13 protein-coding genes are annotated in these 13,811 nt (G+C 70.5%); 9 read left to right on the top strand and 4 right to left on the bottom strand.

The annotated features are described in order from the left end of the window. Nucleotides 1-178: 178 nt before the first annotated feature. Both FHR37_RS19405 and FHR37_RS19400 read left to right on the top strand, forming a co-directional pair. A complete protein-coding gene (locus FHR37_RS19405; protein WP_175542616.1) occupies nucleotides 179-328 on the top strand; it encodes a hypothetical protein in 150 nt (49 codons plus the stop codon). 170 nt (nucleotides 329-498) lie between these two features. After that, nucleotides 499-978, top strand: coding sequence for a DUF3224 domain-containing protein (locus FHR37_RS19400; RefSeq protein ID WP_139239051.1), 480 nt, complete (start codon nucleotides 499-501; stop codon nucleotides 976-978). 18 nt (nucleotides 979-996) lie between these two features. On the opposite strand, the gene FHR37_RS19395 is transcribed toward FHR37_RS19400, so the two are convergent. Together FHR37_RS19395 and FHR37_RS31845 are read right to left on the bottom strand one after the other, a co-directional pair. Next, nucleotides 997-2,121, bottom strand: a complete 1,125-nt coding sequence (locus tag FHR37_RS19395; protein ID WP_175542615.1) for a phosphotransferase — start codon at nucleotides 2,119-2,121, stop codon at nucleotides 997-999. A 97-nt stretch (nucleotides 2,122-2,218) separates the two neighbouring features. Then, nucleotides 2,219-4,267, bottom strand: a complete 2,049-nt coding sequence (locus FHR37_RS31845) for an HNH endonuclease signature motif containing protein (protein ID WP_238344801.1) — start codon at nucleotides 4,265-4,267, stop codon at nucleotides 2,219-2,221. 249 nt (nucleotides 4,268-4,516) lie between these two features. On the opposite strand from FHR37_RS31845, the gene FHR37_RS19385 reads away from it, so the two are divergent. From FHR37_RS19385 to FHR37_RS19365, 5 genes are all read left to right on the top strand, one after another. Further along, nucleotides 4,517-5,077: an AAA family ATPase gene (locus tag FHR37_RS19385; protein ID WP_092885166.1), complete on the top strand. Its 561-nt coding sequence runs from the start codon at nucleotides 4,517-4,519 to the stop codon at nucleotides 5,075-5,077. Nucleotides 5,078-5,680: 603 nt separating this feature from the next. Then, nucleotides 5,681-6,418, top strand: coding sequence for a hypothetical protein (locus FHR37_RS19380; RefSeq protein WP_202818196.1), 738 nt, complete (start codon nucleotides 5,681-5,683; stop codon nucleotides 6,416-6,418). Further along, nucleotides 6,415-7,590, top strand: coding sequence for a hypothetical protein (locus tag FHR37_RS19375; protein ID WP_092885164.1), 1,176 nt, complete (start codon nucleotides 6,415-6,417; stop codon nucleotides 7,588-7,590). The genes FHR37_RS19380 and FHR37_RS19375 overlap by 4 nt, the downstream gene beginning before the upstream one ends. After that, entirely contained in the window at nucleotides 7,587-8,420 is an 834-nt protein-coding gene (locus FHR37_RS19370) for a WecB/TagA/CpsF family glycosyltransferase (RefSeq protein WP_092885162.1), read from the top strand. The genes FHR37_RS19375 and FHR37_RS19370 overlap by 4 nt, the downstream gene beginning before the upstream one ends. A 12-nt stretch (nucleotides 8,421-8,432) precedes the next feature. Next, on the top strand, nucleotides 8,433-9,740 hold the full coding sequence (locus FHR37_RS19365; RefSeq protein WP_092885160.1) for a nucleotide sugar dehydrogenase: 1,308 nt from the start codon (nucleotides 8,433-8,435) through the stop codon (nucleotides 9,738-9,740). A gap of 2 nt (nucleotides 9,741-9,742) precedes the next feature. Here FHR37_RS19365 and FHR37_RS19360 read toward each other — a convergent pair whose 3' ends face one another. Beyond that, a complete protein-coding gene (locus tag FHR37_RS19360) occupies nucleotides 9,743-10,408 on the bottom strand; it encodes a hypothetical protein (RefSeq protein ID WP_092885158.1) in 666 nt (221 codons plus the stop codon). A gap of 167 nt (nucleotides 10,409-10,575) precedes the next feature. On the opposite strand from FHR37_RS19360, the gene FHR37_RS19355 reads away from it, so the two are divergent. Beyond that, nucleotides 10,576-11,376, top strand: coding sequence for a YveK family protein (locus FHR37_RS19355; protein ID WP_092885156.1), 801 nt, complete (start codon nucleotides 10,576-10,578; stop codon nucleotides 11,374-11,376). Between the two features lie 5 nt (nucleotides 11,377-11,381). After that, on the top strand, nucleotides 11,382-12,869 hold the full coding sequence (locus tag FHR37_RS19350) for an O-antigen ligase family protein (protein ID WP_092885154.1): 1,488 nt from the start codon (nucleotides 11,382-11,384) through the stop codon (nucleotides 12,867-12,869). A 4-nt stretch (nucleotides 12,870-12,873) separates the two neighbouring features. Here the strand turns inward: FHR37_RS19350 and FHR37_RS19345 are convergent, their stop codons facing one another. Beyond that, the gene (locus tag FHR37_RS19345; RefSeq protein ID WP_092885152.1) at nucleotides 12,874-13,803 is read right to left on the bottom strand and encodes a right-handed parallel beta-helix repeat-containing protein; all 930 of its coding nucleotides are present in this window, start codon (nucleotides 13,801-13,803) and stop codon (nucleotides 12,874-12,876) included. Between the last annotated feature and the right edge of the window lie 8 nt (nucleotides 13,804-13,811).

Here is a 13,811-nt window from a genome sequence, read left to right as displayed (position 1 = left end):
CCGGGCTGTCAAGACGGGCGGGCGTGCCGTCGATCCTCGCGCGGGGTTCGACCTCAGGAATGCGGCAACTGCCGGACGAAATTGGCTGGGATGCACCGAGTCCCCGTACTTCGGTAAAAGCGTGGCGCGGCTTCCGCCCCGGTGTCACGATGCCAGCAAGATGAACACTGGAGTTGACATGACACGGTGGGGAATCTACTGGATCGCGACTCTCGCCTTTGCGCTGTGGGCATTCCAGGCGCACCACCGCACCCTCATGACCGTGGCGCTCGTCTTCGCCGCGCTGGTGATGGTGGTGGGGACGAAGGACACCAAGGACAGGCTGTGACGCGTCCCTGAACGTGACGTGTCACCTGTCAACGGCGCTTTGACGAGGCGTCGTCAAGCACGGCTTGCTCGTCGGCCATCGTCGCGGTCCGGAACCGATCGGGACGACGGCCGGAACCTCCCTGGCCACGTGGTGGCGGACGAGGGGTCACTGGCGTGATCCTGGACTCCATGTCGAACAGCGTGGAGCAACCAGAACGTCAGCGAACTGGCCAGAGCACGGTGGTGGTGGTCGACTACGACCTCAGGGTCGTGAGCCCGGCGGACGACAGTGGAATCTCGCTGGTGTCGACGGTGCTGACCGAGCAGTTCACCGGGTCCCTCGCCGGGACCGGGGTCGCCGACCACGTCCGGGTGGTACGCGCGGACGGCACCGACACCTTCACCGGCGTCGAGCGGTTCGACGGCACGCTCGACGGCCGGCCGGGGTCGTTCGTACTCACCGCGCAGGGATACACCACGGGAGCCGGATTCGTGCACGGGCACTGGGAGGTCGTGCCCGGGTCGGCCACCCGGGAGCTGACCGGGCTGCGAGGTCATGGCGTGTTCACCTTCGTCCCCGAGCACGGTGAGGCGGCGGACGCTGCGACGACAGACGGCCCCGGACGTGGCGCGGCGGCGGATACCTTCACCTACTGGTACGAGAAGTGACCTGCCGCCTCTTTCGGCTCACCGCATCATCTCCGGCGAGGCCTGAAGCTCGGCGAACAGCCGAAGTCTGGCGTTCACGGCGGGGATCGCGTCGTCGCGCAGATCCTCGACGATGCTCAGGACGTGGTCGATCTGCCAGCCCAGGCGCAGGACGTTCGACGTCGTCGTCGCCCGGCGCACGACGGCCGGGTCACCGGTCCAACCTGCCTCCGTGAGGGCGTCGCAGTACGCCGACAGCAGCACCTCCCACACCTTGTCCGGCGGCAGTTCGCGGCCGGCGACGTCCGCCGCCAGGTGGCCGGTGTCGTGCCCGATCGGGCCCCAGCCGACGTACGCCCAGTCGATGATCGCGACCTTGTCCGCGACCAGGCCGAGGTTGGCGTTGTGGAAGTCGTAGTGGGTGAGGACCCGCGGAAACCCCTTGAGAAGTTGGCGAATCCTCGCCGGGTCGGTGATCCTGTCCGCGACCACGTCGCGGAGGGCCGGGTCGAGACCGCGTTCGATCGCCGACGGCCAGGCCGGGTGCGCCAGCGTACGCGCGTTGTCCAGATCGCGACGGCGGACGTGAGTGGGGATCCAGTCCTCGGACAGCCAGGAGTGCCGGGCGCTCGCCGTGGCGACCTGCCACCGGGCCAGGCCCGCGACCGCGCGTTCGCAGACGTCCAGGGTCGCCGGGACGTTCACCGTCTCCAGCCACACGTCGCGACAGCCGTCGTGGTCGTCGACCGCATAGCAGTGGGCGGCGCGCACGCCGGGAGCCCATCCGGAGGTGGCGAGGTCGGACTCGTAGAACGCGGCCTCCCGCCCCCACCACTGCGGATCCGCCGGATCGGGCCGGCCACGCCACACCGGGTCGGTGCCGAGGTGGTTGACTCCGGTGCGTTTCACCATCGTGCTGAACGACGCGTCGGCGGCCGGTTCGGAAGTCGGTTCGGAGGCCGGTGGGCGCGCCGTGAACTGCCAGATGCCGCCGTTCGGATAGTGGTCCTCGTCGCCGCCGAACCGGTCCGTCCGCCATCGGGTCCCGGAGGAGGCCCCGGGCATCGCCCGCAGTACGCCGTCCGGCGGGACCTGTCGGATCGGACCGAACCTCGGCAGCTGCGGTGGTTCGTCCGGCGGGCGCCCCTCGCCGCGGTGGTTCATGGTCCTCCCGCCTGGATCGTCATCGGCTTCGGCTGCCCACCGCACCCGACGGAACCCCTCGACGTCAAGGTGATGTTGACCACCGGCCACGGGAGGTTCAGAACGGTGGCAGGTCATCCTCGGCCCTCCTCGCACCGGCGGTGGCGGCTTCTGGCTCGGCCGGCACCACCGGGTCGGTGAGGGAGGGCGCTCCGCTGTGGTACTGGCGGCCGAACGGGTCGGTGAGGCTGTGTTCGCCGGGTCCGGTCTGCTTCAGTTTCCAGTCCCGTTCGGTCTTGGCCTTGTGGTGGCGTGGGCACAACGGCGCGATGTTGTCGACGGAGGTTTCTCCGCCGTCGGCGTACTCGGTGTTGTGGTCGAGGTGGCAGGTGGCGGCTGGTCTTCGGCAGGTGGTCCATACGCAGCGCTGGTCGCGGGCATGGACGAGCTCGGCTTGCAGTCCGCGCAGGAACCTCGCCGGGATCGGGTGCAGGTGCAGTAACCGTCCGGTGACCGGGTGGGTGACCCCGACACTGAATCTGGCTTCGGGGTTGTCGAGGTGGTTCGCCACGATCCGGCGAGCCACCTCGGTGATGATGGGCCCGAACCCGCCGAGTTCGCCGGGCTGGGTGGACAGCCCCATCAGGGTGGTCAGCGGCATGTTCAGCTGCACCTTGGCGCGCGTCTTGATCGGACCCCAGCTCGGCTGCGAAGAGGTCCACGGCGGTGGCGGCGGTGTGGACTCGTCTGTCGGTGGATCAGGCCGACCCAGCGGATCCGGCGGATCAGGCCGACCCAGCGGATCCGGCGGATCAGGCCGACCCGGCGGATCAGGTGGATCCGGCGGATCCGGCGGCTCGGCGTTGCGGGCTGCGGCCTCGTGGGCGGCGGTGTCGTGGACTCGGACCCCGTTCATCGCGGCCGTACCACACACGCTGCAGCTGGCCACCGGTGCCGGAGCACAGTTCCCGCACTCACACCAGCTGTCGTGCAGGTCGTGGTCGGGGAACCGGTGCACGGCACAGCGCCCCTCCCCACCCTGCCCGGTCTCGTCCTGCGCCCGCTCGTTCTCGCTCGCGGGCCGCATGTCCTCTTGGGCCTGCGGCTCGTCTTCGACCTGCTCGCCGCCGACCTGCTCGCCGCCGGCCCGCTCCTGCGGAGTGTCACCGTCCGCGGGCTGCTGCCCGGAGTCGTCCTGCCCGGAGTCGTCCTGCGCCTCGTCTTGCGCGGCCTGGCTCTGCGCGGCATGGTCCTGCGCGGCGTGGTCCTGCGCGGCGTGGTCCTGCGCGGCGTGGTCCTGCGTGCTCTGGCCCTGGTCGGCGTGGTTGTCCTTGCTCACCGGAGCCGAGCAGTCGATGAGGTCGGCGGAACCACTGAGCAGGGAGTAGGCGACGTCGGCGCGTAGTTGGCTCAGCTTGCGCGGGTCACCGGCGGACTTGACGGCACGGGCAATCGCGTCGATGTACCCGTACGCCTCCGCGGCCTGATCAGCGGACAGGCCGCGGATCGCGAGGTCGGCGACACCGTCCACGGCGGGCCAGATCGCGACGTTCCGCCCCGTCCGCGCGGCGCGGTGGCGTTTACCGGCAGCCTCGGGGTCGGCTTTGACGACCTCGGCTTCGACCTTGGCCCGCAACAGCCCGCCCCGCAGTTCCAGCACCTTCGGGAAGATCGCGTCCTCGATCGCATCCCACAGGTCGGGTTTCGCGTCGGTGATCCGGTCCACGATCGCCCGCACGTCGGGGAGCTCCAACTGCCCGGACGCCAGCGCTGCTCGTGTCCGGGGCAGGCGGGGCAGGGTGAGGGCCAGCGCCAGATACCAGCTGGCGTGGTAGCCCGACCACCGCAGCAAAGGTTCCAGCACGGCCTGGGTCATCGGGTCCATCTCGGGACTGCGCTGCGCCGGCTCGTCGGGCATACCGGGTTCGGCGTAGGCCAGCTCGTTCACCTCGGCCAGACACTCGGCCTCCGCCCAGCCGATCAGCCGCCGCCACGCCCTGGCCCGCTCCTCCACCTCGAACCCGTTACACACCCCGCGATCCACCGAGGCGAGCAGCACCGCAAGCCGCGGCCCACCCGGCACATCAGCGAACCCGCCCGGCAGCACCCGGCGACGACCCGGACCATCGCCCAGGTCACCGCCGAAGTATCCACCGCCGTCGCTCATGCGTTCGATTCTACCGCACAAGACCGACTCTCGCTCGCGGGAAACCCTTGTCCACAAGGAAATTCCTGGTACCCCTCAACCCGTAGAACCATGGTCGTTTCTTGTGGCACGGTCGAACTGTCCAAGCTCAACTACCACTGAACCGACGGGTCGGCTGAGAGTACGAAACAAGCGCGGGCCGGCGCCGGGACGGCGTACGGACGGAAAACGGATCGTTCGGATGCCCGGGAAGTGGATACGGTCCTCGCCATGCGTGGTCACCCGGTGCCGATCCTGTTCATCTCCGGTCCACCCGGCGTCGGCAAGACAACGGTGGCGTGGGAGATCTTCGGGCAGCTCGTCGACGCCGGCGACGCACCAGCGCTCGTGGACCTGGACCTTCTCGGCGCCTGCCGGCCCGTTCCCGGCGACGACCCGTACAACGAGCGGATGAAGGCCCGCAACCTCGGCGCGATGTGGCGGAACTACCGAGCCGCGGGGGCGCGATGTGTGCTGGCCGCCGGGGTGGTCGAGTCGCGGGACGGCCTCGCGATGTACGCGGACGCGGTTCCGAACGCCGCTGCGGTCCTGTGCAGGTTGCACACGGGCCAGGAGGAACTGGCGGCTCGCATCGTCGGCCGCGGCCGCGAGCGCGGAGCCGACCTCGACAAGCTGACGCGACGGGCCGCGGAGTTGTCGGCGCAGTTCGAACGCGACGACGTCGCCGACTTCCGCGTCGACACCGACGGGCGCGACGTCGCCGAGGTCGCGCGCGCGGTGCTGGCCGCCGCGGACTGGCTCCGGACAACCGGCGTATCCGCGAGATCCTAGTCTCACAAGGCGTTTCACGAGGCGATACGGCACAGATCGTCGGAGTAGGTCAGCAAGTTCCGATCTTGTGCCGATTCCGGCTCCATTGATCGAATTCTCGCCTATGCTCGCCTCAGCGATCTGGGGGGAGCGCTGTGACCTCACTTCGAAAGTTCCGCCGGGTGAAGCGCCCGGCACCTGCGGTTGCCGGTGAATCGTCTCGCCGCCCGGCGGCGCGCAGGCACACGTTGACAAGGCGTCGTGCCGTCCGTCGTGTCGCCCGTGAAGCTGAACAACAGCCTCGAACGCCCGGCGGTAGACGATCTTTCGTCGTTCCCACCACGGACTGGGAACGTTCCCATTACGTTGGTGCGCGAGCCCTTCGGGCCACTCTTACCGACAAGGTGACGGGACGAGCTCCCCGGCCATCCGCGTTGGTACCAAGCAGTTCGCAACTCCTCACCCCGGTGTGTCCGCTCGTCTGACGACGGACCGCTGACCGGGTACTCGGGCGACGGTGCCACCGCACCGAACCCGCCGACCTGACCACTCCCTGCGGTATCCCGCGTCCTTGGCCGGCCGGTCTCTTCGAAGCAGACAGAGCAGAGCAGGAGTAACCAACCCATGACCCACGACACGGTCCTGACCAGCCGCGGAGAGTCCAGCGGCGCTGCTTCCTCACCGAAGACCTGGACACACCGACCCGACCACCTGCACGCGCTTCGCAGACGGTTCGTGGACGCCCCCGACTCCATGGGTCAGCGTTTCCGCGCACGCCGCTGGCAGTGGCTGCTGGAAACGTTCCCACAGTTGCCGGAGATGTCCGTCGTCGACTTGGGGGGAACGGCGGACTCCTGGCTCCGTGCACCGGTACGACCGGCCGCCGTTCACGTCGTCAACCTGGAGGAACCGCCGGCGGACCTGCCGCCCTGGCTGCGCGCGGACCTGGCCGACGCCTGTGACCTGCCCGGGAGAATCGCCGCCACACAGTACGACCTCGTCGTGTCGAACTCGGTGATCGAGCACGTCGGAGGACATCACCGCCGCCGGCGGTTCGCGGAGACGGTGAGCGGTCTCGCCGACCGCTACTGGGTGCAGACGCCCTACCGATACTTTCCGGTCGAGCCGCACTGGCTCTGCCCCGGCGTGCAGTTCCTGCCCGTCGCCGCGCGGGCCCGCCTGGTGCGGCACTGGCCACTCGTGCATACCCCGCTGGACAGCGACGAGCAGGCGCTGGGCGCAGTACTCGGCGTCGAGTTGCTCAGTCGCACCGAGATGCGTACCTATTTCCCCGACGCGGAGCTGCGCAGCGAGAAGGTCGCCGGCCTCGCGAAGTCCCTGGTGGCGGTGAGGCAGTCATGAAGGCAGCGGTTTCGCGGGTGGACGTGCTCACCGGCCCGGCGAGCACGCCCGACGACGTGGCGGCCCTGGTCGACCGCCTGATCGGTGTCGCACTTCGCGGCCTGCCCGCGATGCGGGTCGGGGACGGGTTCGTCTTCACCATGCGTGGTGTGTACGACGCCGCCGGTCGGCCGCGGGTGCTGCCGGAGGGCAGCAGCCTGCGCTACACGGCGATCACCGCGCTGGGCGCTCGCCTCCTCCCCGAGGACCGCCAGCGCGCGGTGCTCGGCGGGGTCAGCGTCGACGATCTGGTGGCCGGCCTGGTCTCCCGCGTACTCGACACCGGAACCGGTGCGGTGACCTCCCTCGGCGACGTGGCGTTGGTGTGCTGGGCGGCGGCCGCCTGTGAGCACGAGGACCTGCCCAGGGTGCTCGCCCGGCTGGCCGCCATGGACGCCGGAGGTGCGGTGTTCACCGTGGACGCGGCCTGGGTGCTGTCGGCGCTGGCGGCCGCCCGGGAGGTCGTCGGCGTACCGGACCTGCGGTCGCACTACGAGTGGGCCCGCCGCCGGTTGCTGCTCGGTGTCCGCGAGGGCGGGCTGTTCGCCCACGAGGTGAACGGCCGCGGCCTGGTGCCGTCCTACCGCGCGCACGTCGGCTGCTTCGCCGACCAGGTGTACCCGATCCAGGCGCTGGCCCGGGCCGGCGACGAGGAGGCCGTACGCGTCGCGGACCGTGCGGCAGAAAGAATCTGTACCGCGCAGGGCGACGCGGGCCAGTGGTGGTGGCACTACGACGCGCGCACCGGGGGAGTCGTCGAGGGATACCCGGTCTACAGCGTCCACCAGCACGCGATGGCGCCGATGGCACTGCTCGACCTCGCCGAGGCGGGCGGGACCGACCACGCCGAGGCGATCCGGCGGGGCCTGCGCTGGATGGCCGACGCGCCGGAGACCGACCGTCCGCTGATCCTGGACGACCTCGGCGTCACCTGGCGCAAGGTGGCCAGACGCGATCCGCGCAAGGCGGTCCGGGGCACCCGGGCGATGACCACCCGGGTACGCCCCGGCTGGCGGGTCGACGCGCTGGACCGCGTCGTACCGCCGAACGCCGTCGACACCGAATGCAGGCCGTACGAGTTCGGCTGGCTGCTGTTCACCTGGCTGAACGCGTCGCAGGGGGGAACGCGATGACCGGGGGAACAGAGGTGGCCGGGCGAACGACGGGCAGAGGGGACACCGGCCGCCGGTGGCTGCTCGGGGTCGGTCTCGACCCGTTGACGATGGACGAGTCGGTGGCCGAGTGCGTCAAGGCCGTCGAGGAACACCGCACCGTGCGGATCGGCATGCTGAACGCGGCGAAGATCGTCCGGATGCGCGAGGACGTCCGGCTGCGGCGCGCGGTGATGAGCTGCGAGCTCGTGCTGGCCGACGGCCAGGCGGTGGTGTGGGCGGCGCGGTTGCTGCGCGAGCCCGTCCAGGAACGCGTCGCCGGCATCGACCTGATGATGCGGCTGCTGCCCGAGGCCGAGCGGCGCGGGCACCGGGTGTACTTCCTCGGCGCCACCGAGGAGGTCCTCGCACGGATGATGGCGGAGGTGCGGCGCCGGCACCCGGACCTTGCGATCGCGGGCTGTCGCAACGGCTACTTCGACGCGGGCGACGAGGCGGACGTGGTGGCCGGGATCCGCGAGTCCGGCGCGGACCTCCTGCTGGTCGGGGTGTCCTCACCGAAGAAGGAGTACTTCGTCGAGAAGTGGGGCGCCGCGACCGGCGCGTCGGTGGTGCACGGTGTCGGCGGGTCGTTCGACGTACTCGCCGGGCACATCCAGCGCGCACCGCAGTGGTGGCAGCGCAACGGCATGGAGTGGCTCTTCCGAGCGCTGCAGGAACCCCGCCGCCTCGGCCCGCGTTACCTCGCGACGAACACCGCGTTTCTCCGCATGGTGACGAGCGAGCTTCGGCACCGCCCACCCTCGGCGCCGCTCGGTGCCGACATCACCTCCGCCCACGAAGCGACCTGAGGAGCGCGGGCCATGAGCACCAACGAGAACGAGACACATGAGTACGAGGGGCCGGTGGCCGGCGCCAGGGTCGTCGTGGTCGGGCTCGGCTACGTCGGGCTGCCGCTGGCCGTCCGCGCGGCACAGGTGGGGCACCGGGTGATCGGGTTCGACCTGGACGAGAACCGCGTCAAGTCGTTGTGCGCGGGGCGTTCCTACATCGAGGACGTCCCGACCGATCTGGTGGAACGCCTGGTCGACTCGGGGGAGCTGATGCCCACCGTGCATCCGCGCGACCTCGCCGGCTTCGACGTGGCGCTGATCGCGGTGCCGACCCCTTTGCAGGAAGGGCTTCCCGACCTCGGCTACGTCGAGTCCGCGGCCCGTACCCTGGCGCGCTACCTGCGCCCGGGCGCCACCGTCGTGGTGGAGTCGACGACGTATCCCGGCACCACCGCCGACCTGGTGGCGCCGCTGCTGGAGGAGGGATCCGGCCTGGTGCCGGGGGAGGACTTCTTCCTCGGCTACAGTCCCGAACGCATCGACCCGGGCAACCCGACCTGGACGCTGCTGAACACCCCGAAGATCGTCGCCGGGGTGAACGAGCAGTCCCAGAAGGCGGTCCAGGCGTTCTACGACACCGTGGTGGAGACCACGATCCCGGTCTCCAGCACGCAGTCGGCCGAGCTGGCCAAGCTGCTGGAGAACACCTTCCGGCACGTCAACATCGCGCTGGTGAACGAGATCGCGATGTTCGCCGACGGGCTGGGCATCGACGTGTGGGAGGCGATCGAGGCAGCCTCGACCAAGCCGTACGGCTTCATGCGGTTCACGCCGGGGCCGGGCGTGGGAGGGCACTGCCTGCCGATCGACCCGTCGTACCTGTCCTGGCACGTCGAACGCAAACTGGGCCAGAGCTTCCGGTTCGTCGAGCTCGCCAACGACATCAACGAGCACATGCCGGACTACGTCGTACGGCGGGTGGGTCAGGCGCTCAACCGCAGGCGGCGTTCGATCAACGGGTCGCGGATCCTGTTGCTCGGCCTGTCGTACAAGAAGAACACCGGCGACGCCCGGGAGTCTCCCGCCGTCCGGGTGGTCACCCTGCTGTCCAGCCTGGGTGCCGAGGTGCGCGGCGCCGACCCGTTCGTGCTCGAGCCCACGCCGGTGGACGATCTGGTGGAGCGGGTGGAGGCGACCGCCGAGGAGGTGGCGGCCGCCACCGCGGTGGTGCTGCTGACCGACCACGACGGGTTCGACTACGACCTGATCGCCCGGCACGCGTCACTGGTCATCGACTGCCGGCACCGGATGGCCGGTCCGCTGGTCGAGTACCTGTGACGCTACCCGGCCTGCCGCTTCGGGAGCCGGGACGAGGGGGAGAGCCGGAACGACCGGGGGAGCCATCGGCTCCTCCGGTCGGCCAGCACCACGGCGTAGGCGGTGACCAGGACGCTGATCAGGCCCAGCCCGGCCAGCTGCCGGATCCGGCTGCCGTGCAACGCCACCGGGCCTCCGCTGCCACCGGTCACCCGCCAGGTGACCAGGGAGGCGGTGGAGGCCCCGGCCGCTTCCTGGCGTTGCCGAAGCTGCGTACGCAGCACCCCCATCGTGGCGGCCAGGGTGCGCTGGGCCTCGCCGGCGTCGGTGGACCTGGCGGACACCCAGAGGTACGGCTGGTCGTGGATCGGAAGCTCCTCGCTGCCCCGGTTGTCCAGCACCACGGCGTACTCGCCGGTGCCACCCGCCCGGCGGATGAGCTCACGGGTCGCCGGGTTGGCAGCCGACTGCGCCGAAGCCTCCGCGAGCATCACGAGTCCCTGCGAGAAGCTGGCGTAGGCGTTGCGCGGGAACTTCGTCTTCGGGCTGAGCATCGTGACCACCGCCCGCGTCTCGTAGACGGTCGGCGCCGCGACCTGGTGGAAGCTCCACAGTCCGCACAACGCCGCCACGGCAAGTGCCAGCCAGGGCCGGCGCAACGCGGCCGTCCAGATGTCCCGCAAGGTCATGGTCCCCCCAAGGCCGTTGCCGCGCCCGTACCTGCCGTTCGCACGTACGCGATCCGCAACCTTTATTGGCTTTTCACCCGGTTGCGAACCGCGCTCTTCGTATCATCGGTGATGGCCCGCGATCTTGTCGGTGGATCGACAAGACGGGTCCAAGCTAGGGGGGCCTGGTGGACCTGCTCGACTCGGTGAACATCCTGCTACGGCGATGGATGCTGACCGTCCCGCTTCTGGTGCTGACGATCGCCGGGGTCGTGGCCGGATACTTCGTGCTCCCGTGGAGCTACCAGGCCCAGTCCACGGTGGTGCTGCTGGCCTCTCCCTACCAGTCCAAGCAGGCGGGCGGAAACCCGTACCTGCTGTTCGACGGCTCGCTGACGGTCACCGCCGAGGTCGTGGGGCGTGAGGTGATGGGCAACGACATCGCCGAGCAGCTGAAGGCGCGCAAGCTCACCTCGGAGTACGAGGTGAAGGTGCCGCCCGACACCGCCGGACCGGTGCTGTCGGTCGAGGTGACCGGATCCGACCGCGAGAACGTCCGCGCCACCCAGTCCGCCGTCACCGAGCTGGTGACCCAGCGGCTGGCCGGGATCCAGTCCGAGGCCGGGGTGGACAGCCAGGCCCGGATCCGGATCACCGACGTGTCCACCACGCCGCCCACCCGACAGGCCAAAGGCAAGCTTCGTACGCTCGCGATGGCGTTGTTCGCGGGGCTGGTCACCACGATCGTGGTGCCCCTGTCCGCGGAGGCGATGGCGGCCAGGCGGCGGCGTACGCCCCGGACCTCGACCGGAACGCGACAGGTGAACGGCCGGTCTCCGGTGCGGCCGCCCGTGGAGACCGCGCACCCGGCCAACGGGTGGAGCGCCCCGCCGCGGGCCACCCGGCCGACCCGTGCCGACCATCTCGTACGGTCCGGCCGCGCGCCGGTCGTCACTCCCCGAAGCGCGTCCCCGGAGCAGGACCTTTGAGCCGGGTGGTGACCAGCCTGCTGTTCGCTCCACTGGCCGGTCACCGGCCGGGCGCCGGCGGGGGGAGCGCCGACCGCGCCGGGCGGGCCGGTCAGGTCGGCCGCGCCGTCGCCAGCCGGATCGATCCGACCACGGTGCTGAGCGTCTTCGTCGCGATCCTCATGCTGCTGCCCAGCCGGTACGTCCTCGGCCCACTCGGTGCGGCCGGCACCCCGGCCGGTCTGATGGCGGTCGCCTGCACCCTGTGGTACCTCAGCGCGCTGATCACCCCGGACACGACGCCGGTACGCGGACGTCAGCCGCTGCGTGCCGTCGTGGTGTTCTTCGTGGTGTCGGCGCTCGCCAGCTACGCGGTCATGCAGGCCGAACCCAGGCCGGCACTGGAGATCAACGGCGCCGACCGCGGGCTGATCCTCGTCGCCGGCTGGGCCGGAGTCGCGTTGCTGGCCGCCGACGGCATCTCCGGGCTGGAACGCCTGGAGGTGCTGCGCCGGCGGCTGGTGACGGGCGGGTCGATCGTGGCCGCCCTGGGACTCGTGCAGTTCTTCAGCGGGATCGACATCGCGGGTTACCTCGCGGTGCCCGGGCTGACGGCGAACTCCGACTTCTCCACCGTGCTTCGGCGGGACGAGTTCAACCGGCCGATGGCGACCGCGACCCACCCGATCGAGCTCGGCGTGGTGCTCACGATGGTGCTGCCGCTGGCGGTGCACGGACTGCTGCACGCCAGGCCGGGCACGGTGTGGCGGCACCGGATCCAGGTGTTCCTGCTGCTGGCGACGATCCCGATGACGGTCTCCCGTTCGGCGATCCTCGGGATGGCGGTGGCCGCCGTGGTGATGGTGCCGGTGTGGTCGGGCAAGGTCCGGGTGGTCTCGCTGATGGTGCTGGGCTGCGGGACCATCGCCATGCAGGCGGTCGTTCCCGGCCTGATGGGCACGATCCGCAACCTGGTCACCTCGATCGGGAACGACTCGAGTACGAACGCCCGCACCGACGACTACAGTGCCGTGCTGACCGCGTTCGCCCACCGGCCGTGGTTCGGCCAGGGCCTCGGCACCTACCTGCCCGGGACCTACCGCATCCTCGACAACCAGTACCTCGGCTCCGTGGTCGAGACCGGGCTGGTCGGCCTGGTGGCACTGCTGGCGTTGCTCGCGGCCGGCTGGCTGCTCGCCCGGGGCGCGCGCCGGGCCAGCACCAACCCCGAGGTCCGCCACCTCGCGCAGTGTTTCGCCGCGAGCGTGGCGGTGGCGGCGTTCTCCTTCGGGACGTTCGACGCGCTGGGCTTCCCGATGGTGACCAACCTGACGTTCCTGGTGGTCGGCTGCTGCGCGGCGATGTGGCGGCTGGCCCGTGAGGATCCCGCGGGCGGGTTGGTGCCGGACAGCCCGGACAGCCCGGACAGCTCCGCTTCGCCGGCCGAGCCGTGGGCCGAGCCGGCAACCGAGCCGCGGGTGACACTGCCACCCGGTCGGCATCGCAGGGCCTGACCTCTCAGGGCTGGACCGGCCTCCCGTCGGGCCAGGTGTTGTTCTGCCACACGTTGCCCTGGCCGCGGGGGTCGTACGCGGTGACCGGGCCCCAGTAGCCGCCCTTGGGAAAGATCGTGCGGCTGAACACGTTGCCGACGATCCGGATGTCGGTCGGCCGGCCGTACCTCCCGGCACCGCCGTACACCGAGTAGCCGCCACCGGCGAGCAGGTTGCGCTCCACCGTCACGTGGTACTGCCGGCCGAAGTCCTGGAACAACGCGACCGCGGAGGTCTGGCCGAGCGGGTTGGCGATGACGTTGCGCCGGATCACCAGCGACCTCCCGCTCGCCGGCCCGCTCGGTGAGGCTATGCCGTCGTTGTGGTCGCCGGGGAAGTACTTCAGCCCGCTGATGATGTTGTGGTCGATCAGGCCGTGCGGGGTGTCGATGCCGTCGGTGGTGGTGTGCAGGTAGCTGTCGCGGACGGTCAGCGCGCCACCGTAGTTGAGGATCGCGACCTGCATCTTGTGCCGGCCGTCGCCGCGCACTTCGCTGCGTTCGACCCGCAGGCCGGAGAAGCCTTCACGCTGGATGATTCCCCACTCGCCGGCCCCGATGAGCCGGGTGCGGCGGACGGTGACGTTGTCGGCCTCGACGCTGATCTCCTGCCGGACCAGGTGCCCGTCGACGACGGTGTTGTCCCGGGTGATCCGCAACGGACCGGTCGGGGTCAGCCGGGTGCCCTTGGGTACGCCGACCTCCGCCCTTGTAGGCCAGGGATTCACACCCGGCCGCGCCACCGGAGGTGTCGCCACCGGAGGTGTGGAGTGCGCGGGGGGAGAGGCGGGCAGCCGTACGCGGGGACGCTCGGCCGCGTCGGCGGTGCATCCGGCCAGGGCCGCGACCGCGGCGAGGGTCACCACGGTCGCGGCCCGAACGCGCAGGCGTCTCATCGCGGGGC

Source organism: Actinopolymorpha cephalotaxi, assembly GCF_013408535.1.
In the GTDB taxonomy this organism is placed as follows: domain Bacteria; phylum Actinomycetota; class Actinomycetes; order Propionibacteriales; family Actinopolymorphaceae; genus Actinopolymorpha; species Actinopolymorpha cephalotaxi.
This window is presented reverse-complemented; position numbering and strand designations above follow the sequence as displayed.